This is a genomic window from Pseudomonas putida, assembly GCF_028682175.1.
GTDB lineage: Bacteria > Pseudomonadota > Gammaproteobacteria > Pseudomonadales > Pseudomonadaceae > Aquipseudomonas > Aquipseudomonas putida_AD.
In genome coordinates, this window is record NZ_JANHKS010000048.1 from 20,309 (window position 1) to 40,787 (window position 20,479).

A 20,479-nucleotide genomic window follows, 5' to 3' on the forward strand; every position below is an offset into this window, starting at 1 on the left:
GCTGCAAGTTCGGGCAAACGCGACTACGGCTTTGCTTGCCGCTTATTGCTTGCCGCTTGACGCTGGTTTTATCCATCGAGCGCCCGGTATTTCTCGCGCAGGCGGTTGCGGATGGTCACTGCCGACAGGTTCAGCAGGGCAATCACCAGCACCAGCAACAGCGCCGTGGCGTACACCAGCGGCCGCGCCGCTTCGACGTTGGGGCTCTGGAAGCCCACGTCATAGATGTGAAAGCCCAGGTGCATGATCTTCTGGTCAAGGTGCAGATAAGGGTAGTTGCCGTCCACCGGCAGCGACGGCGCGAGCTTGACCACGCCCACCAGCATCAGCGGCGCGACTTCGCCAGCGGCGCGGGCCACGGCCAGGATCAGGCCGGTCATCATCGCGGGGCTGGCCATGGGCAGGACGATCTTCCACAGGGTTTCGGCCTTCGTCGCGCCCAGCGCCAGCGAGCCTTCGCGCAGGGTCAGCGGAATGCGCGCCAGGCCCTCTTCTGTCGCGACGATCACCACAGGTACCGCCAGCAGCGCCAGAGTGAGTGACGCCCACAGCAAGCCCGGCGTACCGAAGGTGGGCGCAGGCAGCGCCTCGGGGAAGAACAGCCGGTCGAGGGAGCCACCCAGCACGTAGACGAAGAAGCCAAGGCCAAACACCCCGTAGACAATGGCCGGTACACCCGCCAGGTTGTTCACCGCAATACGGATCAGCCGGGTCATCGGGCCCTGACGGGCGTATTCGCGCAGATAGACCGCCGCCAGCACGCCGAACGGCGTCACGATCACGGCCATGATCAGGGTCATCATCACGGTGCCGAAAATCGCCGGGAAGATCCCGCCTTCGGTGTTGGCTTCCCGCGGATCGTCGCTCAGGAACTCCCAGAGCTTGGTGAAGTAGAAGCCCAGCTTGGTCGCAACGCCCATGGCGTTGGGCTGGTAGGCATGCACCACCTTGCCCAGGCTGATGACCACCTCTTTGCCGTTGGCATCGCGCGCGGTGAGGCTGTCGCGGTTGAAGTCGGTGTGCAGGGCGAGCAGCCGCGATTCGATTGCCTTGTAGCGGGCATCGTACTCGGCGCGTTCTGTGGCCATGTCGGCCTGAGCCTGGGCGTCGAGCGTGCCGTTGAGCTCAAGCTTGCGGGCCTGCAGGCGCAGACGCTCGATCCCGTGGTTGACCGCGCCGATTTCGGTTTTCTCAAGACGGTTCAGCTCATCGGCGATCTTCTGCACGCGCTTGATGCGCTCATGAAGCTGCGGCCACGCGGCCTCACCTTCAGCCACCACGCTGTCGCCTTCCTTGACGTTGACCAGATAGCCGTAGAAGTTGCCCCACTCGCGGCGCTCAATCGTCATCAGATCGGCAGGCTTGCGCTGGTCGGTCAGCCAGTCGCCGACGATCCAGCTGAAATCACTGCGGTTGATGTCACGGTTGCCGACCTTGAACAGGTCGCGGGTCATGAATTCCGGGCCCTGGTCGGGCACCGGCAGCCCGGCGCTCTTGAGCCGCGCGCGAGGCACCTGCTCGGACTGCACCAGCTCGCCCACCAGCACATGCCGCTCTTGGCCGGGCACGTCGTATTGTGCGGAGATGACATCCGCCGGCCAGAAATGCCCCAGCCCGCGCACGGCAATCACCGCCAGCAGGCCAATGGTCATGACGACGGCAATGGAAACGGCGCCCGCGCTCATCCACACGCCGGGGGCACCGCTTTTGAACCAGTTCTTCAGGGAGGTCTTTTTCATCAGTTTCTACCTGCCCTAGAGAGACGAATACTTCTTGCGCAGGCGCTGACGAATCAGCTCTGCCAAGGTGTTCATGACGAAGGTGAACATCAGCAACACTAGCGCCGCCAGGAACAGCACGCGGTAATGGCTGCCGCCCACTTCGGACTCGGGCATCTCCACCGCGACGTTGGCCGCCAGGGTGCGCATGCCTTCGAACAGGTTCATGTCCATGATCGGCGTGTTGCCGGTGGCCATCAGCACGATCATGGTTTCGCCCACCGCGCGGCCCATGCCGATCATCAGCGCCGAGAAGATGCCGGGGCTGGCGGTCAGGATCACCACGCGAGTCAGGGTCTGCCAAGGCGTCGCCCCCAGCGCCAGCGAACCCAGGGTCAGGCTGCGCGGCACGCTGAACACGGCGTCTTCGGCGATGGAGTAGATGTTGGGGATCACCGCAAAGCCCATGGCCAGGCCGACCACCAGCGCGTTGCGCTGATCGTAGGTAATGCCCAGGTCATTGGTGATCCAGGAGCGCATGTCGCCGTCGAAGAACCAGTTCTCCAGGTGCGAACTCATGCCCAGCGACACCCAGCCCACCAGCAGGATCACCGGGATCAGGATCGCGCTTTCCCAGCCTTCGGGCACCCGCAGGCGCAGCGACTGGGGCAGGCGCGACCAGGCAAACCCGGCCAGCAGGATGCCAACGGGCGTGAAAAGCAGCAGGCTGAAGATCCCCGGCAGATGGCCTTCCAGGTACGGCGCCAGAAACAGCCCGGCGAAGAAACCGAGGATCACCGTGGGCATGGCTTCCATCAATTCGATCACCGGCTTGACCTTGCGGCGCATGCCCGGGGCCATGAAGTAGGCGGTGTAGATCGCCGCAGCCACCGCCAGCGGTGCTGCCAGCAACATCGCGTAGATCGCGGCCTTGAGCGTGCCGTAGGTCAGTGGCGCCAGGCTCAGCTTGGGCTCGAAGTCGGTGTTGGCCGCCGTGGACTGCCAGATGTACTGGGGCTTGTCGTAGTTTTCATACCAGACCTTGTCCCACAGCGCGCTCCACGAGACTTCCGGGTGCGGATTGCTCAGGCTCAGCGGCTGCAGCTTGCCGTGCTGCTCGACCAGCACCAGGTTGGCCCGAGGCGACATGGCCATCAGCGCCGGGCCATCGGCCACCTGATCGATCAGCAGCGTGCGGTGTGCGGTGCTGTGGAACACGCCAAGCTTGCCGGCGCTGTCCATGGCGATGAAACCCTTGCGGCGTTGCTCCGGCACAATCTGCGAGATCGGCGCGCCGTTCATGCTGAAATCGCGGATGTGTTGCAGGCGCATCTCGCCATCGACGTCCCGCGCCATGAACCACTGGGCAATGCCGCCCTTGGAGTTGCCGATCATCAGCGAGATACCGCCCACCAACTGGATGCTGGCGGTGATCTCGGCGTTGGCGTCCTCCAGAAGCTTGTAGCGACCGTTGAGGCTGCGATCGCGCAGGTCGAACACGTCCGCCTGGGCGCGGCCGTTGATGACGTACAGCCACTGCTGGCGCGGATCGACGTAGATCGCCTTCACGGTGGCGGACAACTGCGGCAGCTCGATGCGGCTTTGATCGTTGGTGGTCTCGCCGGTCATCAGGTTTTCAGTCTGGCTAACCGAGACCACATGCAGCTGAGTCCCGGTGGAACCGGCCACGATCAATGTGGAGTCGCCGGCATTGAGGCTGACGTGCTCCACCGCCCGGCCTTCCTGATCCAGCACCAGCGGGGTCTCGCCGTACGGATAGGTGATGGCAGGGGTGATGGTTTTCTTGTTGTCCGGGTAGCTGATCGGATAGGCGTGCTTGAACACCAGTACCTGGCCGTTGGACAGGCCGACGGCGATCACCGGCTTGCCGGGTTGATCCTTGGCGACCGAGGTCACATGGGCGCCCGCAGGCACCGGCAGGCTCACGCGAGAAAGCTCGGAGCCGTCCTTGATGAGGAAGAATATCGCCTGGCCGTTGTCGGACACACGCATGCCGACCTCGTTCTGCTCCTCGATGGCGAAGACCATGGGATTGCCGGCATCCTGCAGCCAGGCTGGGGCCAGGGCAGGCCGGGTGGTCAGTTTCGCGCCCTGGAACAGCGGCACCACGACGTAGGCCAGGTAGAAGAAAATCAGAGTGATTGCGGCCAGCACGGCAAGGCCGCCCACCAGCACGTACCAGCGTGTGAGCCGGTCCTTTAGCGCACGAATACGACGCTTGCGTTGTAGCTGCGGCGTATTGAAATCAATGCGCTCGGGTGGAGACTTGTCGGTCATCGATGAATTGGCCAAATCATTCATGCGCACACCCTAGTCACTGCACATGACAAATACATGACAGCGTGGTGACGCAAAAAAGCCCGCCGCCTCGATAATCGTGGCAACGGACTGCTCATTTTTGCGAGCCTCGTTCCATAAGGCCTTTTCGTTCAATTGGCGGGACGAACCTGCCATCCCGCAACTGGGTTCTATGACAGCTCTGCGTGCCGTCCCCTTGTTAAAGCCCCAGATCAGCCAATGCCTTGCTGGCAACCTTGGCTGGAAGTGGAATGTACCCGTCTTTGATGACAACTTCCTGACCTTGTTTGGACAAAATCAGTTTTACGAACTCGGCCTCAAGCGGGTTGAGCGGCTTGTTCGGTGCCTTGTTGACGTACACATAAAGGAAGCGCGCCAACGGATAGGTGCCGTTCAGAGCGTTCGCTTCGTTGTCTTCGACGAATTCGCCGCCTTCTTTCTTCGCCAGCGGCACCGTGCGCACGCTGGACGTTTTATAACCAATGCCGGAATAACCGATGCCGTTCAGCGAGCTGCTGATGGAGCTCACCACCGAGGCCGAGCCCGGCTGCTCGTTGACGTTGGCCTTGAAGTCGCCCTTGCACAGGGCCTCTTCCTTGAAATAACCGTAGGTGCCCGACACCGAATTGCGGCCGAACAGCTGGATGGTCTTGCCCGCCAGATCCCCCGCTACGCCCACGTCGCCCCAGGTTTTGGCTTCGGCCTTGGCGCCGCACAGCCGCGTGGCGGAGAAAATCGCATCGACCTGCTGCATCGTCAGGCCCTTGATCGGGTTGTCCTTGTGCACGAACACGGCCAGCGCATCCACCGCCACGGGAATCGCGGTGGGCTTGTAGCCGTATTTCTGCTCAAAAGCCGACAACTCGCCGTCCTTCATTTTGCGGCTCATCGGGCCCAGGGTCGCGGTGCCTTCGGTCAGCGCCGGTGGCGCGGTGGAGGAGCCGGCGGCCTGAATCTGGATGTTTACCGTGGGGTACTCTTTCTTGTAGGCCTCGGCCCACAAGGTCATCAGGTTGGCCAGGGTGTCGGAGCCGACGCTGGACAGGTTGCCCGATACACCGGTGGTTTTAACGTAGGGCTTGATCGCCGGATCGACCGCAGCAACGGCCTGGACAGCGGGCACGCTGACGGCTACCAGGGTGAATGCGGTCATCAAACGCTTGAATGTCATGCCTGGCTCCTGGCGAGAAAAGAGAGTCGGCCGGGATCAATGATGGCCATGTGACTACTCTATGTCCGAATTGTGACAATGAAATGAAAGGCCGCGCCTCTTTTGAAGGAACGGCCTTTAATGGAGCCATGAATTTGCTACAGGATATTGCTCAGTCAGCAGACTGAATCAAGCGACCTTTTTCTTGAGCAGAAACAGCCCGATTCCCATCCCCAGTCCACACAGGATCGCCACATACCAGGCCGGGCCCATCGGGTTGGCCTTGAGCATCAGTGTCACGACCATAGGCGTCAGGCCACCGAAGATCGCATACGCCAGGTTGTAGGAAAACGACAGCCCGGAGAAACGCACCACCGGCGGGAACGCCTTGACCATCACGAACGGCACGGCGCCGATGGTGCCGACGAACAGGCCGGTCAGCGCGTACAGCGGATACAGCAGGTCCGGGTGGGCGCCGACGGTGTGGTAGAAGGTCCACGAGGTGATCAACAACCCGAGCGAGCCGATCAGGAACACCAGGCCCGCGCCGAAGCGGTCTGCCAGGGCGCCTGCGCCGATGCAACCCAGGCTCAGCAGGACGATGGCCAGGCTGTTGGCCTTGAGAGTGTCTGCCGGGGCGAAACCGTAGCTGGTCTGCAGCAGGGTCGGGGTCATGAGGATGACCACCACCACACCTGCCGACAGCAGCCATGTCAGCAGCATCGACAACACCACGGCGCCGCGATGATCGCGCAGCACGGCCTTGAGCGGGACTTCCTCGGCCAGGGCCTTGCGCTGTTGCAGCTCGGCGAACACCGGCGTCTCGTGCAGCCAGCGGCGCAGGTACACCGACATCAGGCCGAACACCCCGCCCAGCAGGAAAGGAATGCGCCAGGCGTAGTCCGAAACCTCGGCCGGTGTGTAAATGCTGTTGATCCAGGTGGCGACCAGCGAGCCGAGCAGGATGCCCGCAGTCAGACCCGAGGTGAGGGTGCCACAAGCGTAACCGACGTTACGTGCGGGAACGTGCTCGGAAACGAATACCCACGCCCCTGGCACTTCGCCACCAATGGCGGCGCCCTGAATGACGCGCATCAGCAGCAACAAAAGCGGCGCCCAGATGCCAATCTGCGCATAGGTGGGCAGCAGGCCCATGATGAGGGTCGGCACAGCCATCAGGAAAATGCTCAGGGTGAACATTTTCTTGCGGCCCAGCAGGTCACCGAAGTGCGCCATCACGATGCCGCCCAGTGGGCGAGCCAGATAGCCAGCGGCGAAAATGCCAAACGTTTGCATCAGACGCAGCCATTCAGGCATGTCCACGGGGAAGAACAGCTTGCCCACCACGGCTGCGAAGAAGACGAAAATGATGAAATCGTAGAACTCCAGCGCGCCGCCCAAGGCAGACAGCGACAGGGTTTTGTAATCGTTGCGGGTCAGTGGGCGCGAAGGCTGCGCAGCACTTGAAGACACAGAGGACATGACAATGGCTTCTCTTTTGAGGCTTTCCTGGGACAAAAAATCAACAACGAGGCAGCCGTGGGTAACGGTGCTACACGCGATTTATCGTCTCGAAGAGGTAATCGGGCATCAAAATTGCGTGCCAATAACGGCGTAGTGCGCCAAATCGGTTCGGCACGATAGCAAATTGCGCGTGAATGCACATGGATTGCAACGAGAGCCCGCCACAATGGGAACCCGGCGGTCGTCTCGTGACGCATGGACCGATATACTTGCCGACCGCGACTCAACCGGTCTTTGAGGGAAGTTGTGCGAAACCATTTACCCAAGTCGTTTTCGCAGAGTTTCCCTAATTAAATGTATTGAAGACTTAGAGAGTCATGGGTCAGAGGGACCCCGCAATGAACGAACTTGAACAGGAAGATCCAATCCCGCAGGGCGATCTGGCTCTGCAAATCACTGCGCTTCCGCGCGAAACGAACGGCTTTGGCGATATCTTCGGCGGCTGGCTGGTTGCCCAGATGGATCTGGCCGGCACGGCGATGGCCAGCAAGGTAGCAGGTGGCCGCGTGGCGACCGTGGCCATCGACCGCATGGCGTTTCTGGTGCCGGTGGCGGTGGGCGCGCAACTGTCCTTTTATACCCAGACCCTGGAAATCGGCCGCAGCTCGATCCGCATGATGGTTGAAGTGTGGAGCGACGATCCGCTGTCCAGCGAATGGCGCAAGGTCACCGAGGCCATGTTCGTGTTCGTGGCCATCGATGGCAGCGGGCGCACCCGTTCGGTACCTGCGCGGCGCTAAGCGCAGGGCAGGCGTCAACGCACTTGGCATCGGGCGGTAAACTCATCAAGCTTGGCAGAGTCTGATTCAGTCACTGTCCTTTGAGTGAGTACCCCTATGCCTACGCCAGAAGTCGAATCCATCCAGCTCGGTGAGCTCAATTGCTGGCGCATCCGCCACGGCCAGGCCGAACTGGTGGTCGCCCAGCAGGGTGCGCACATCGTCAGCTATCAGATCGACGGCGACGAGCCGCTGATCTGGTCCAACCCAGGCGCGGTGTTCAAGCACGGCAAGGCAATTCGCGGCGGCATGCCGATTTGCTGGCCGTGGTTCGGCAATTTCCAGCGCAACCCGCAAGCTGTACAGGACATGCGCCAGAGCAGCGAGCCGGCCAACGCCCACGGTGAAGTCCGTGCCATCGACTGGGAGTTGATGGGCATGGGCGAAGATGGCGATGCTTTGATCGTCGAGTTCATTCAACCCAAGGCCGAAGGTCATCTGCCCGGCTGGCCGCACACTGTCGGCGTGAAGCTGCAGATCCGCATGGACGCTGCGCTGAACGTCAGCCTGCTGAGCTTCAACGCCGGCCCCGAAGACGTCACCATCAGCCAGGCGTTGCACAGCTATTTCGCCGTCAGCGACGTGCGCCAGGTCAGCATCGAAGGCCTGGACGGGGTGAGCTACCTGAACACACTGGAAAGCTGGGACACGCCGCAAGTGCAGGCCGGTGACATCACCTTCACGGGCGAGACCGACCGGATCTACCAGGGCACCCCGGACCTGATTTCCATTGTCGACCCTGGCTGGAAGCGTCGGATCCAGATCCAGACCCTTGGCTCGAACTCCTCGGTGGTGTGGAACCCGTGGATCGAGAAGACCAAGACCTTCAGCGACATGCAGGCCGATGGCTGGCAGAGCATGGTGTGCGTCGAGACCGCGAACGTCATGAGCGACATCGTGACGCTCAAGCCGGGCGACATGCACGCGATGAGCGTAAGCATCTGCGCCGAGCCGCTGGACGTCAATTAAAAGCCCGCCAAGCACCTGTGGGAGCGAGCTTGCTCGCGAAGAGGCCGGCACATCCGGAACATTTCCGGGGTCCGTTACGCCGCTTTCGCGAGCAAGCTCGCTCCCACAGTATTTATGTGAGCCTGAAGGCCCGTGATCGCAGGCATGGTCGCGCTTACAAATCCGCCTCAGTCACCACCCTCACCTTCGACGCATCCAGCGCGTACGCCGCATCGGCCAGGTCATGGTTGACCGTCTCGATCTTCAGCGTGCCGATGACCCACAGCGGCGTGTAGATATCGTCGATCTTCAGACCCTTGGGATAGCGCACCAGCGCCAGTTGGTTGGGCGGCGGTGGCGGTACGTGGATGCAGGCACCCGGGTAAGGCACCAGGAAGAACAGCGTGCTGTGGCCCTTGGCGTCGGTTTCCAATGGCACCGGATAGCCGCCCAGGCGAATGATCTTGTTGTTCATGGCCGCGACGGTCTTGGTCGAGTACATCACCGCGGGCAAGCCCTTGCTCTGCTTGAGGCCGCCCTTGGCATCGAACGTCCCCTTGGCTTCCGGGGAGTTGTGATCGATCTCGGGCATGGCTTCGAGGGCTTTCTGGTCCGACTTGGGCATCAGTTCCAGCCAGTCGGTTTCAGGGGGTTCGGCGGCGCTGGCCAGTGCACAGACCAGCAGCAGGGGAAGCAGGAGAAGACGACGCATCGATAGGCTCGGCAAGGGGAATTCAAGTGCCGCGCATTCTAGCCCTCTGCGCGCTGATAGCGCAGAGGGCCGGAACCGGTTTCATTTCTTTTTGATCATGCCGTAGATGACCAGCAGCACGATTGCACCGACCAGAGCACCCAGGAAACCGGCGCCCTCGCCTGCCTGATAGATACCCAGTGCCTGACCGCCGTAGGTCGCGACCAGCGAGCCTGCGATACCCAGGATGATGGTCATGATCCAGCCCATGCTGTCGTCGCCGGGTTTCAGAAAACGAGCCAGCAGCCCCACGATCAGGCCGATGAAGATGGTTCCGATGATGCCCATGCCATTTCCCTCTGTTTGAATGAATATGCCAAAGCCTAGTCGGCAATCGGCAACACGCTATGAGAGGGGTTGGGGGGATGAATGGTTCAACACGATTCCCCACGAACCTGTAGGAGTGAGCTTGCTCGCGATGGCAGTGCGTCAGACACGAATTCGTCACAGACACACCGCCATCGCGAGCAAGCTCACTCCTACAGGAAGCGACCGCGGGGGATCAGTTCTTGATCAGCGCCTCAACCAGCTTCACCTGGCGATCCAGCGTTGCGCGGTCCTTGCTGCGCACGGTGGCATGACCCACCTTGCGACCGACCTTGAACGCCTTGCCGTAGTGATGCAGGTGGCAGTCATCGACGGCAATGACCTTGTCCACGGCTGGCACTTCGCCGATGAAGTTGAGCATCGCGCTCTCGCCCACCTTGGCCGTCGAACCCAGCGGCAGGCCGGCAACGGCGCGCAGGTGGTTTTCGAACTGGCTGCACTCGGCGCCTTCGGTGGTCCAGTGACCGGAGTTGTGAACGCGCGGAGCGATTTCGTTGGCTTTCAGGCCGCCATCGACTTCAAAGAACTCGAATGCCATCACGCCCACGTAATCCAGCTGCTTGAGCACACGGCTCGAGTAATCCTCGGCCAGTGCCTGCAACGGGTGGTCGGTGCTGGCGATGGACAGGCGCAGGATGCCGCTGTCGTGGGTGTTGTGCACCAGCGGGTAGAAGCGGGTTTCGCCATCGCGGGCACGCACGGCGATCAGCGACACTTCACCGGTGAACGGCACGAAGCCTTCGAGCAGGCAAGGCACGCTGCCCAGCTCGGCGAAGGTATCGACCACATCTTCAGGCTTGCGCAGGACTTTCTGGCCCTTGCCGTCGTAACCCAGGGTGCGGGTTTTCAGCACCGCCGGCAGGCCGATGCTGGCGACTGCCGCGTCCAGGTCCGCCTGGGACTGGATGTCGGCGAACGCAGGCGTCGGGATGCCCAGGTCCTTGAACATGCTCTTCTCGAACCAGCGGTCCCGGGCGATGCGCAGGGCTTCGGCGCTCGGGTAGACCGGCACGAACTGCGACAGGAACGCCACGGTTTCAGCAGGCACGCTTTCGAATTCGAAGGTCACCAGGTCCACTTCGTCAGCCAGCTGACGCAAGTGGTCCTGATCGCCGTAATCGGCACGCAGATGCTCGCCCAGTGCAGCGGCGCACGCGTCCGGCGCAGGGTCCAGGAAGGCGAAGTTCATACCCAGCGGGGTGCCCGCCAGTGCCAACATGCGACCCAGCTGGCCGCCACCGATTACGCCGATCTTCATGAAAACTCAGGCCTCGCGTGGGTCTGGATTGTCCAGAACGCTGTCTGTCTGCTCAGTGCGGAATTTTTTCAGCACTGCATGGAATTGCGGGTGCTTGGCGCCCAGGATGCTGGCCGACAGCAGCGCTGCGTTGATCGCACCGGCCTTGCCAATCGCCAGGGTGGCAACCGGAATGCCTGCTGGCATCTGCACGATGGACAGCAGCGAATCGACACCCGACAGCATCGAGGATTGCACAGGCACGCCCAGCACCGGCAGGTGGGTCTTGGCGGCGCACATGCCCGGCAGGTGAGCAGCACCGCCAGCACCGGCGATGATCACCTCGATGCCACGGCCTTCAGCCTCTTCAGCGTACTGGAACAGCAAGTCCGGAGTGCGGTGGGCCGATACCACTTTGACTTCGTACGGAATGCCGAGCTTTTCCAGCATATCGGCGGTGTGGCTAAGGGTGGACCAATCGGACTTGGAGCCCATGATCACGCCAACCAGTGCGCTCATCGTCGTGCCTCTTCATCGGGCGCCCGCAGGCGCGTCTAAAAACAACAAGCCACGCGGGAGAACCGGCGTGGCTTGTCGTACGAATTATGACCAGTGCAACCGGCCAAAGGCCGCGCAGTATACCGCAAAGAGTGAGGTTTGACAGACGGCTGATGACCTCCTGTCAGCAGCCCGCAAATAGCCGCCAGCGCCCGTGATTACTGACCTGCAGGTCAAGTGACCGGCTGCGCCACGCCACCCTCGAGCTTGCGCCACAGCAACCGCACGTTGGCCTTGCGCACCAGGGCGCAGCGGTACAGGCGAATCTCCAGCGGCACATGCCATTGCGCACCACCGCAGACCACCAGTTCGCCTCGTTCCAGCTCGGCGGCGATGGACAACCTTGGCACCCAGGCGATCCCCAATCCTTGCAGGGCCATGCCCTTGAGGCTGTCGGCCATCGCCGTTTCATACACCGTGGTGAAGCGCAGCGCACGCTGGCGCAACAGCAGATTCACCGAACGGCCCAGAAACGCCCCGGCGCTGTAAGCCAGAAGCGGCACGCTCTGATCGCTCTCCAGATCGAACAACGGTTTGCCGTCGGCATCTGCCGAGCAGACCGGCAGCATCTCGGTCATGCCCAGGTGCAGCGAAGGGAATATCTCGGCGTCCATCTGCAGCGCGGCATCCGGATCATAAAAGGCCAGCATCAGGTCGCAGCCGCCTTCGCGCAGGGCATGCACGGCGTCGCCAACGTTGGTGGCGACCAGCCGGGTAGCGATGTTCAGGCCTTCGTTGCGCAACTGGGCGATCCAGCGCGGGAAGAAGCTCAATGCCAGCGAGTGCGCCGCCGCAATCTGCATGACCTCGCCCTGCCCGCTCTCCAGATGATGCAGATGGCGCAGCACTTCGCCGAGCTGATCGACCACCGTGCGCGCCGTGACCAGGAACAGTTGCCCCGCCGCCGTCAGCTCGATGGGCGTGCGCGAGCGGTTGACCAGTTGCAGGCCCAATGCGGCCTCAAGGCTGCGAATCCTGCGGCTGAACGCCGGCTGGGTCACAAACCGCCGCTCGGCCGCCTGGGAGAAGCTGCGAGTGGCAGCCAGGGCGCTGAAGTCTTCCAGCCATTTGCTTTCCAGATTCATGGTGTTCTCCGGGGCTACCCGTCTTGGCGATTTTGGCTGCACGCCGTGATTCGGTTCGAATGCGATCCACTGTAGGAGTGAGCTTGCTCGCGATGACGGTGTGCCGGACAACCAATTCGGTCCAAACCAAAAGCTATCGCGAGCAAGCTCACTCCTACAGGAACGTGGGGCTTTCAAAATATCTGTTCACACGCTCGTCACAATCCGAACGTCACATCAACATTATGCCGTTTGTGCATAGGCTAGCGCTTAACAGCATTGGTCCGCAATCATCCACAAGCCTAGTATTCAAGGCGTTCCGGCTCAGACCGTGTCCCATTTGAGAGTTTCTCTATCATGTCCTCCGCTGCATCATTTCGCATCGAAAAAGATCTGCTTGGCACCCTCGAAGTCCCCGCTGATGCCTACTTCGGCATCCAGACCCTGCGCGCGGTGAACAACTTTCACCTCTCCGGCGTTCCGCTCTCTCACTACCCCAAGCTGGTCGTGGGCCTGGCCATGGTCAAGCAAGCAGCCGCCGATGCGAACCATCAGTTGGGCCACTTGAGCAGCGAGAAGCACGCAGCCATCAGCGAAGCCTGTGCACGTCTGATCCGCGGTGATTTCCACGAGCAGTTCGTGGTCGACATGATTCAGGGTGGCGCCGGTACGTCCACCAACATGAACGCCAACGAAGTCATCGCCAACATCGCTCTGGAAGCGATGGGCCATGCCAAGGGCGAGTACAAGTACCTGCACCCCAACAACGATGTGAACATGGCGCAGTCGACCAACGACGCCTACCCGACGGCCATCCGCCTGGGTCTGCTGTTGGGCCACGACGCCCTGCTCGCCAGCCTCGACAGCCTGATCCAGGCGTTCGCCGCCAAGGGCCAGGAGTTCTCCCACGTCCTGAAGATGGGCCGCACCCAACTGCAGGATGCCGTGCCGATGACCCTCGGCCAGGAGTTCCGCGCCTTCGCCACCACGCTGACCGAAGACCTCAACCGCCTGCGCAGCCTGGCACCTGAGCTGCTGACCGAAGTGAACCTGGGCGGCACCGCCATCGGCACCGGCATCAACGCAGACCCCGGCTACCAGCACCTGGCCGTGGAACGCCTGGCAATCATCAGCGGCCAGCCACTGGTTCCAGCCGCCGACCTGATCGAAGCCACCTCCGACATGGGCGCCTTCGTGCTGTTCTCCGGCATGCTCAAGCGCACCGCGGTCAAGCTGTCGAAGATCTGCAACGACCTGCGCCTGCTGTCCAGCGGCCCGCGCACCGGCATCAACGAAATCAACCTGCCGGCGCGCCAGCCAGGCAGTTCGATCATGCCGGGCAAGGTCAACCCGGTGATTCCGGAGGCCGTGAACATGTGCGCCTTCGAAATCATGGGCAACGACCTGGCCCTGACCGTGGCAGCCGAAGGCGGCCAACTGCAACTGAACGTGATGGAGCCGCTGATCGCCTACAAGATCTTCGACTCGATCCGCCTGCTGCAGCGCGCCATGGACATGCTGCGCGAGCACTGCATCGTCGGCATCACCGCCAACGAACAGCGTTGCCGCGAGCTGGTCGAGCACTCGATCGGCCTGGTCACCGCGCTGAACCCGTACATCGGTTACGAAAACGCCACCCGTATCGCCCGCGTCGCCCTGGAAACAGGCCGTGGCGTGCTGGAACTGGTGCGCGAGGAAGGCCTGCTCGACGAAGTGATGCTCGCCGACATCCTGCGCCCGGAAAACATGATCGCTCCACGATTGGTGCCCCTGAAGGCCTGATTGCGTGACACCCGTTTTGACTGCAACACGATCACCAGGCTGAGGGCCTAGACACCCCTCACCCTTTTGAGGGCCGGAAGTACACGCTTCCAGGCCCTTTTTTTTGCCCGCGATTTCGAGGCCTATCTCGTCCCTGTAGGAGTGAGCTCGCTCGCGATGACGGTGGATCAGCCATGAATATGCAAGCTGACACACCGCTATCGCGAGCAAGCTCACTCCTACAGGGTCGGTGTTGGCTCCGGATATTTAGGAAACGGTCTACAGACTCCGATAACGCGCACCGGTATAGTGCGCCCCCTCTAAAAAAGCGAGGAACATCCAATGCTTGAAGTCATCAACGACTTCCTCTCGGGAAAACTACTGATCGTGCTCATTGTCGGGCTCGGTGGATATTTCACGATTCGCTCGCGTTTCGTTCAATTGCGTCACTTCTTTCACATGTTCGCGGTGTTTCGCGAGAGTCTGCGCAGCAGCTCGGGCCAGTTGAGTTCGTTTCAGGCGCTGATGCTCAGCCTGGCTGGCCGAGTGGGCGCAGGTAACATCGCCGGTGTCGGCATCGCCGTGACCCTGGGCGGACCGGGCGCGGTGTTCTGGATGTGGGTCACTGCCCTGGTCGGCATGGCCAGCAGTTTCTTCGAATGTTCTCTGGGTCAGTTGTACAAGCGCTGCGACTCCGAAGGCCAGTACCGCGGCGGCCCGTCTTTCTATATCCAGCACGGCCTGGGCAAGCGCTGGCTGGGCATGGTCATGGCGGTCCTGCTGCTGGTGACCTTCGGTTTCGCCTTCAACGGCCTGCAATCCCACGCCGTGACCCACTCGCTCAATAACGCCTTCGGGGTATCGCCTACCTACGCCGGTATCGCACTGGCGGTGTTGCTGGGCCTGGTCTTCGTCGGCGGCATCAAGCGCATCGCGGCCGTGGCCGACCTGCTGGTACCCGTCAAGACGCTGGTCTACATCGCCGTGACCCTCTACGTGATCGGCGTGCAGTTCGAACACGTTCCGCACATGCTGATGACCATCGTCAAAAGCGCCTTCGGCCTGGACGAAGTGTTCGGCGGCCTGCTGGGCAGCGCGATCGTGATGGGCGTGAAGCGCGGCGTGTTCGCCAACGAAGCGGGCCTTGGCAGTGCGCCAAACGTCGCCGCGGTCGCCGAGGTCAAGCACCCGGTCGCCCAGGGCGTGGTCCAGGCGTTCAGCGTGTTCCTCGATACCTTCGTCATCTGCACCTGTACCGCGCTGCTGATCCTGCTGTCGGGCTTCTACACCCCGGGCTTCGAAGGCGACGGCATTGCGCTGACCCAGAACTCGCTGGCTGCGGTGGTCGGTGACTGGGGCAAACTGTTCATCAGCGTTGCACTGGCGCTGTTCGTCTTCACCTCGATCCTCTACAACTATTACCTGGGCGAGAACAGCCTGCGCTTCCTGATCGGCGAGAGCCGCAAGGCGTTGCTCGGCTACCGTGCACTGGTGCTGGCGCTGATCCTGTGGGGCGCGGTGGAAGACCTTGGCACCGTATTCGCATTTGCCGACATCACCATGACGCTACTGGCGTTCGTGAACCTGATCGCGCTGGCGATGCTGTTCAAGGTCGGTTTGCGTATCCTGCGTGACTACGATGAACAGCGTAAGGCAGGCATCGACACCCCGGTGTTCGACTCCAGCAAGTTCCCCGACCTGGATCTGGACCTCAAGGCCTGGCCCAAGCCCGGCCACGAGCAAGCTGCTGCCCAGCCCGCAAAGGCCGGCGACAAAGCACTCGCCGACGCACCATGACCATCTGAACATCAGCCCAGGGAGACATGCATGAATCGCGACAACCACGCACCGGCCAAGCAAGTGATGGTGCTCTACACCGGTGGCACCATCGGCATGCAGGCCAGCGAGAACGGCCTGGCGCCAGCGTCCGGATTCCAGGCGCGGATGGCCGCACAACTGGCTGGCCAGCCTGCGCTGGTGGTGCCGCAGTGGCAATTTCGCGAAATGTCTCCCCTGATCGACAGCGCCAACATGACGCCTGCCTACTGGCAGCGCCTGCGCGAAGCGGTGGTCGATGCGGTTGAAAGCCAAGGTTGCGACGCTGTGTTGATCCTGCACGGCACCGACACCCTGGCCTACAGCGCGGCGGCCATGAGCTTTCAATTGCTGGGGCTGAATGCGCCGGTGGTGTTCACCGGCTCCATGCTGCCAGCCGGCGTGCCGGACAGCGATGCCTGGGAAAACGTCAACGGCGCCCTGCAGGCCCTCGGCGAAGGCCTGGCCTCCGGCGTGCATCTGTATTTCCACGGCGAGCTGCTGCAACCGACCCGCTGCGCAAAAATTCGCAGTTTCGGGCGCAACCCCTTCGCTGCGCTGAACCGCGCTCGCGGTGGCGAGGCTGCCGGGAATCTGCCTGCGGCGCTGGACTACCGGCAGCCTAAACACTTGGCCGAAGTCGCCGTATTGCCGCTGTTCCCGGGCATCGGCGCGAGTCAGCTCAACGGCCTGATCGACAGCGGCATTCAAGGCCTGATCCTCGAATGCTTCGGCAGCGGCACCGGCCCCAGCGACAACCCCGCCTTCCTGGACAGCCTGCAACGGGCCCAGGAACAAGGCATCTGCGTGGTCGCGATCACCCAATGCCACGAAGGCGGCGTCGAACTGGACGTCTACGAAGCCGGCAGCCGCCTGCGCACCGTGGGCGTACTCTCCGGCGGCGGCATGACCCGCGAAGCGGCGTTCGGCAAGCTGCACGCCCTGCTCGGCGCAGGCCTGTCCATCGCAGAAGTGCGCCGGTTGGTGGAGCTGGATGTGTGTGGGGAGTTGCGTTAACAGCGCGTCATTCGCGTAGCAGCACGGCTTGCCGGCGGGGCGATCCTGAGAACGCCCCGCCGGCAAGCCGTGCTGCTACGGCCTTCGGCCAGAATCAAAAGCCCCCGCCCGTTGCGGCACACGTCTTGCTCCCCTCTTCCGATCAAAAGAACCATCGGAAGGTCTTCATGCTGCATTCCCACCTCACCACCCTCAACGCCGTTTCCCTGGTGCTGGAAACGTTCTGCGCCGAAGGCTGGGCCAGCGAAGCGTTGCTGGCCGGGAGCGGGATCACGCAAGCCGACCTCGGGCGGCCGGACATTCGTATCACGACCTTCCAGGAAATGCAGGTCTGCGCCAACGCCGTGGCGTTGCGCCGGGAGATCGGCTTGCCGCTGGGGCGGCGCATGCATGTGTCGTCCTACGGGATTCTCGGTTACGCCCTGCTCACCAGTGCCACTTTCGGTGACGCCCTGCGCCTGGCGCTGGAGTATCCGGCGCTGCTGGGGACGCTGTTCGAACTGCAATTGATCGAAGACGGCGAACGTATCTGGTTCAGTGCCAGCGACTACCGCGACGACGAAAGCCTGCGGGTGTTCAATGCCGAGCTGTGCCTGGCCTCGCTGAAGGTGATCTGCGATGACCTGCTGGGCAGATCGCTGCCGTTGCTCGGTGCCCGTTTCGCCCATGCCGCCCCCGACTATCAGGCCAGCTACCGCGAGAGTTTCGACTGCCCGCTGCACTTCAAAGCTGAAGACAACGCCTTCGCCTTCGACAAACGCCTGCTCGATCAGCCCCTGACCCTCGCCGACCCCATCACCCACCGCGACATGCGCGAGCGCTGCCGCAAGCAGAACATCGAATTCACCGGACGCCAGGCCTGGCTGCGGCGGATCCGCCACCTATTGGCAGACCAGCTCGAACAGACGCCGAGCCTTGGCGTAATCGCGCAAAAGATGAACTGCTCCGAGCGCACCCTGCGCCGCCACCTGCAAGCCACCGGCAGCAGCTATCAGCAGTTGCTGGACGAGCTACGCTTCGACCGGGCCAAGCAACTGCTGCAAGAGGATCAACTGCCGATCCATCGCATCGCCGAAGTGCTGGGCTTCAGTGAAACCGCGAGCTTTCGTCAGGCGTTCATTCGCTGGAGCGGCGTGGCGCCCAGTCAGTTTCGGGTTTGACCGCACGCCACCCGGGTTTGGTCATATGCCTCGAAACGGGGCGCTTTGCCCTATTCAGGGGCGATTTACGGACAGACTTTATGGCCGAATAAATCCCCTTTTGGCCGTTTCCGCCGTTCTCCGAAAGGCCCCGCGCCTCAAGAATGTCGGACAACCTAGCCCACAGGAGAACAAGAAAATGCTGACGATCTATTCAGACGATCACCATCTGCACCACGGACGCTGCGAGTTGATCGACGGCAAGCTGATGCCCTGCTTCGAGATGCCGTCCCGTGCCGACCACGTGCTGCAACGGGTCAAGGACCGCGAGATTGGCGCCGTCGAAGCCCCGAAAGATTTCGGTATCGAACCGATCCAGCGCATCCACACCCAGGCTTTCCTGGAATTCTTCAAAGGCGCCTGGGACCGCTGGGCCGCTACCAACCCCGAAGGCGACCTGCTGCCCTACACCTGGCCTGCGCGCACGCTGCGTTCGGTCATGCCCACCAGCCTGCATGGCCAGTTGGGTTACTACACGTTCGATGCCGGCGCGCCGATCACCGCAGGCACCTGGCAAGCCGCGTACAGCGCAGCTCAGGTGGCCCTGACCGCCCAGGCCGCGATCCAGAATGGCGCCCGCAGCGCATTTGCCCTGTGCCGGCCGCCGGGACACCATGCCGCCAGCGACGTGATGGGTGGCTACTGCTACCTGAACAACGCCGCCATCGCCGCCCAGGCATTCCTCGACCAGGGCCACAAGAAGGTCGCGATTCTCGACGTCGATTACCACCACGGCAACGGCACGCAGTCGATTTTCTACGAGCGCAGCGACGTGCTGTTCACCTCGATTCACGGCCACCCCGAAGCCGAATTTCCGTTCTTCCTGGGGTACGACGACGAGCTGGGCAGCGGCGCCGGTGAAGGCTTCAACTTCAACTATCCGCTGGCCGCAGGCAGTGACTGGCCGACCTGGAGCGCCGCACTGGACCAGGCCTGCGCCGAGATCGAACGCTACGACGCGGATATCGTCGTGGTCTCGCTGGGCGTGGACACCTACAAGGACGACCCGATCTCGCAGTTCAAGCTCGACAGCCCCGACTACCTGCGCATGGGCGAGCGCATCGCGCGGCTGGGCAAGCCAACGCTGTTCGTGATGGAGGGCGGTTATGCCGTCGAGGAAATCGGCATCAATGCGGTGAACGTGCTGGAAGGTTTCGAAAGCGTCTGACCCAATCAATCAGAAGAAGAGAACAACGATGAACAGACTCAAGCGTTTTATCGCATCGGCACTGCTCACGACCTCAGGCGCGGTCATGCTCGGCGGCGCAGCGCACGCCGACGAGCCCAAGACCCTGCGCGTCTACAACTGGTTCGACTACATCACCCCGCAGACCCTGGAAAACTTCAAGAAGGACACCAAGGTCCCGCTGATCTACGACATCTTCGACACCAACGAAGCGCTGGAAGCCAAGCTTCTGACCGGCAATTCCGGCTACGACGTGGTGGTGCCGTCCAACGTGTTCCTGGCCAAGCAGATCGAAGCCGGTGTGTTCCAGCCGTTGGACAAGTCGAAGCTGACCAACTATTCGCACCTGGACCCCAGCCTGATGAAGCTGCTGGAGGCCAACGATCCGGGCAACAAGTTCGCCGTGCCCTACATGTACGGCACCATCCTGATCGGCTTCAACCCGGACAAGGTCAAGGCGGTGCTGGGTGACAAGGCGCCGGTGGACAGTTGGGACCTGATCTTCAAGGAAGAGAACATCAGCAAACTCAAGCAGTGCGGCGTGACACTGCTGGATTCGCCTTCAGAGATTCTGCCGCTGGCCCTACAACATCTGGGGCTCGATCCTAACAGCAAGAATCCGAAGGACTACGACAAGGCAGAAGCCTTGCTGATGAAGATCCGTCCGTACATCACCTACTTCCACTCGTCCAAGTACATGGCTGACATCGCCAATGGCGATATCTGCGTGGCCGTCGGCTATTCGGGCAGCTTCTCCCAGGCGGCCAACCGCGCCAAGGAAGCGAAGAACGGCGTCGTGGTCGACATGCGCCTGCCCAAGGAAGGCGCACCGATCTGGTTCGACATGCTGGCGATTCCGAAAGGTGCAAAAGACGTCGAAGACGCCCACACCTTCATCAACTACCTGCTGCAACCGAAGGTGATTGCGCCGATCAGTGATTTTGTCGGGTATCCGAACCCGAACAAGGACGCCACCGACCTGGTTGACCCGGCGATCCGCAACAACCCCAACCTGTACCCGACGGCCGAAGCCATGAAGACGCTGTACACCCTGACGCCGCTGCCGCGCGACGCCGAGCGTGCACGTACGCGGGTGTGGACCAAGATCAAGTCCGGTACCTAACCC

The 20,479-nt window shown here is 62.0% G+C and carries 17 protein-coding genes; 8 read left to right on the forward strand and 9 right to left on the reverse strand.

Annotated elements, in window-relative coordinates; all coding sequences use genetic code 11:
• Positions 1-68: 68 nt before the first annotated feature.
• The 4 genes from pstA to NPS29_RS23840 form a co-directional block, all read right to left on the reverse strand.
• Positions 69-1,739 carry a phosphate ABC transporter permease PstA gene (gene pstA / locus NPS29_RS23825; protein ID WP_274135571.1) on the reverse strand — a complete coding sequence of 557 codons (1,671 nt, stop codon included), beginning with the start codon at positions 1,737-1,739 and terminating at the stop codon, positions 69-71.
• 15 nt (positions 1,740-1,754) lie between these two features.
• Positions 1,755-3,767 (reverse strand): ABC transporter permease subunit, encoded by a 2,013-nt coding sequence (locus NPS29_RS23830; RefSeq protein WP_425312553.1) that lies wholly within the window; start codon positions 3,765-3,767, stop codon positions 1,755-1,757.
• Between the two features lie 469 nt (positions 3,768-4,236).
• Complete coding sequence (locus tag NPS29_RS23835) at positions 4,237-5,208, reverse strand: phosphate ABC transporter substrate-binding protein PstS family protein (RefSeq protein WP_274135573.1); 972 nt, start codon at positions 5,206-5,208, stop codon at positions 4,237-4,239.
• 168 nt (positions 5,209-5,376) lie between these two features.
• Entirely contained in the window at positions 5,377-6,669 is a 1,293-nt protein-coding gene (locus NPS29_RS23840) for an MFS transporter (protein ID WP_274135574.1), read from the reverse strand.
• A gap of 380 nt (positions 6,670-7,049) precedes the next feature.
• On the opposite strand from NPS29_RS23840, the gene NPS29_RS23845 reads away from it, so the two are divergent.
• Positions 7,050-7,451 carry an acyl-CoA thioesterase gene (locus NPS29_RS23845; protein WP_274135576.1) on the forward strand — a complete coding sequence of 134 codons (402 nt, stop codon included), beginning with the start codon at positions 7,050-7,052 and terminating at the stop codon, positions 7,449-7,451.
• A gap of 96 nt (positions 7,452-7,547) precedes the next feature.
• Positions 7,548-8,459: a D-hexose-6-phosphate mutarotase gene (locus tag NPS29_RS23850; RefSeq protein WP_274135578.1), complete on the forward strand. Its 912-nt coding sequence runs from the start codon at positions 7,548-7,550 to the stop codon at positions 8,457-8,459.
• 154 nt (positions 8,460-8,613) lie between these two features.
• Here the strand turns inward: NPS29_RS23850 and NPS29_RS23855 are convergent, their stop codons facing one another.
• The 5 genes from NPS29_RS23855 to NPS29_RS23875 form a co-directional block, all read right to left on the reverse strand.
• The gene (locus NPS29_RS23855; RefSeq protein ID WP_274135580.1) at positions 8,614-9,150 is read right to left on the reverse strand and encodes a DUF3299 domain-containing protein; all 537 of its coding nucleotides are present in this window, start codon (positions 9,148-9,150) and stop codon (positions 8,614-8,616) included.
• Positions 9,151-9,231: 81 nt separating this feature from the next.
• Entirely contained in the window at positions 9,232-9,477 is a 246-nt protein-coding gene (locus NPS29_RS23860) for a GlsB/YeaQ/YmgE family stress response membrane protein (RefSeq protein WP_274135582.1), read from the reverse strand.
• Between the two features lie 214 nt (positions 9,478-9,691).
• Positions 9,692-10,774 (reverse strand): 5-(carboxyamino)imidazole ribonucleotide synthase, encoded by a 1,083-nt coding sequence (locus NPS29_RS23865; protein ID WP_274135584.1) that lies wholly within the window; start codon positions 10,772-10,774, stop codon positions 9,692-9,694.
• Positions 10,775-10,780: 6 nt separating this feature from the next.
• Positions 10,781-11,272, reverse strand: coding sequence for a 5-(carboxyamino)imidazole ribonucleotide mutase (gene purE / locus NPS29_RS23870; RefSeq protein WP_074754780.1), 492 nt, complete (start codon positions 11,270-11,272; stop codon positions 10,781-10,783).
• 212 nt (positions 11,273-11,484) lie between these two features.
• A complete protein-coding gene (locus NPS29_RS23875) occupies positions 11,485-12,396 on the reverse strand; it encodes a LysR substrate-binding domain-containing protein (protein WP_274135587.1) in 912 nt (303 codons plus the stop codon).
• Positions 12,397-12,732: 336 nt separating this feature from the next.
• Here NPS29_RS23875 and NPS29_RS23880 point away from each other — a divergent pair, with 336 nt between their 5' ends.
• The 6 genes from NPS29_RS23880 (at position 12,733) to NPS29_RS23905 (ending at position 20,476) form a co-directional block, all read left to right on the forward strand.
• Positions 12,733-14,157 (forward strand): aspartate ammonia-lyase, encoded by a 1,425-nt coding sequence (locus NPS29_RS23880; RefSeq protein WP_274135588.1) that lies wholly within the window; start codon positions 12,733-12,735, stop codon positions 14,155-14,157.
• Between the two features lie 321 nt (positions 14,158-14,478).
• Complete coding sequence (locus tag NPS29_RS23885; RefSeq protein ID WP_274135589.1) at positions 14,479-15,933, forward strand: alanine/glycine:cation symporter family protein; 1,455 nt, start codon at positions 14,479-14,481, stop codon at positions 15,931-15,933.
• Positions 15,934-15,963: 30 nt separating this feature from the next.
• A complete protein-coding gene (locus NPS29_RS23890) occupies positions 15,964-16,968 on the forward strand; it encodes an asparaginase (protein ID WP_274135590.1) in 1,005 nt (334 codons plus the stop codon).
• A gap of 167 nt (positions 16,969-17,135) precedes the next feature.
• Positions 17,136-18,128, forward strand: coding sequence for an AraC family transcriptional regulator (locus tag NPS29_RS23895; protein WP_274135592.1), 993 nt, complete (start codon positions 17,136-17,138; stop codon positions 18,126-18,128).
• Positions 18,129-18,306: 178 nt separating this feature from the next.
• Positions 18,307-19,335 (forward strand): histone deacetylase family protein, encoded by a 1,029-nt coding sequence (locus tag NPS29_RS23900; RefSeq protein ID WP_274135595.1) that lies wholly within the window; start codon positions 18,307-18,309, stop codon positions 19,333-19,335.
• Positions 19,336-19,363: 28 nt separating this feature from the next.
• Positions 19,364-20,476, forward strand: a complete 1,113-nt coding sequence (locus NPS29_RS23905) for a polyamine ABC transporter substrate-binding protein (RefSeq protein ID WP_274135597.1) — start codon at positions 19,364-19,366, stop codon at positions 20,474-20,476.
• Positions 20,477-20,479 lie beyond the last annotated feature (3 nt).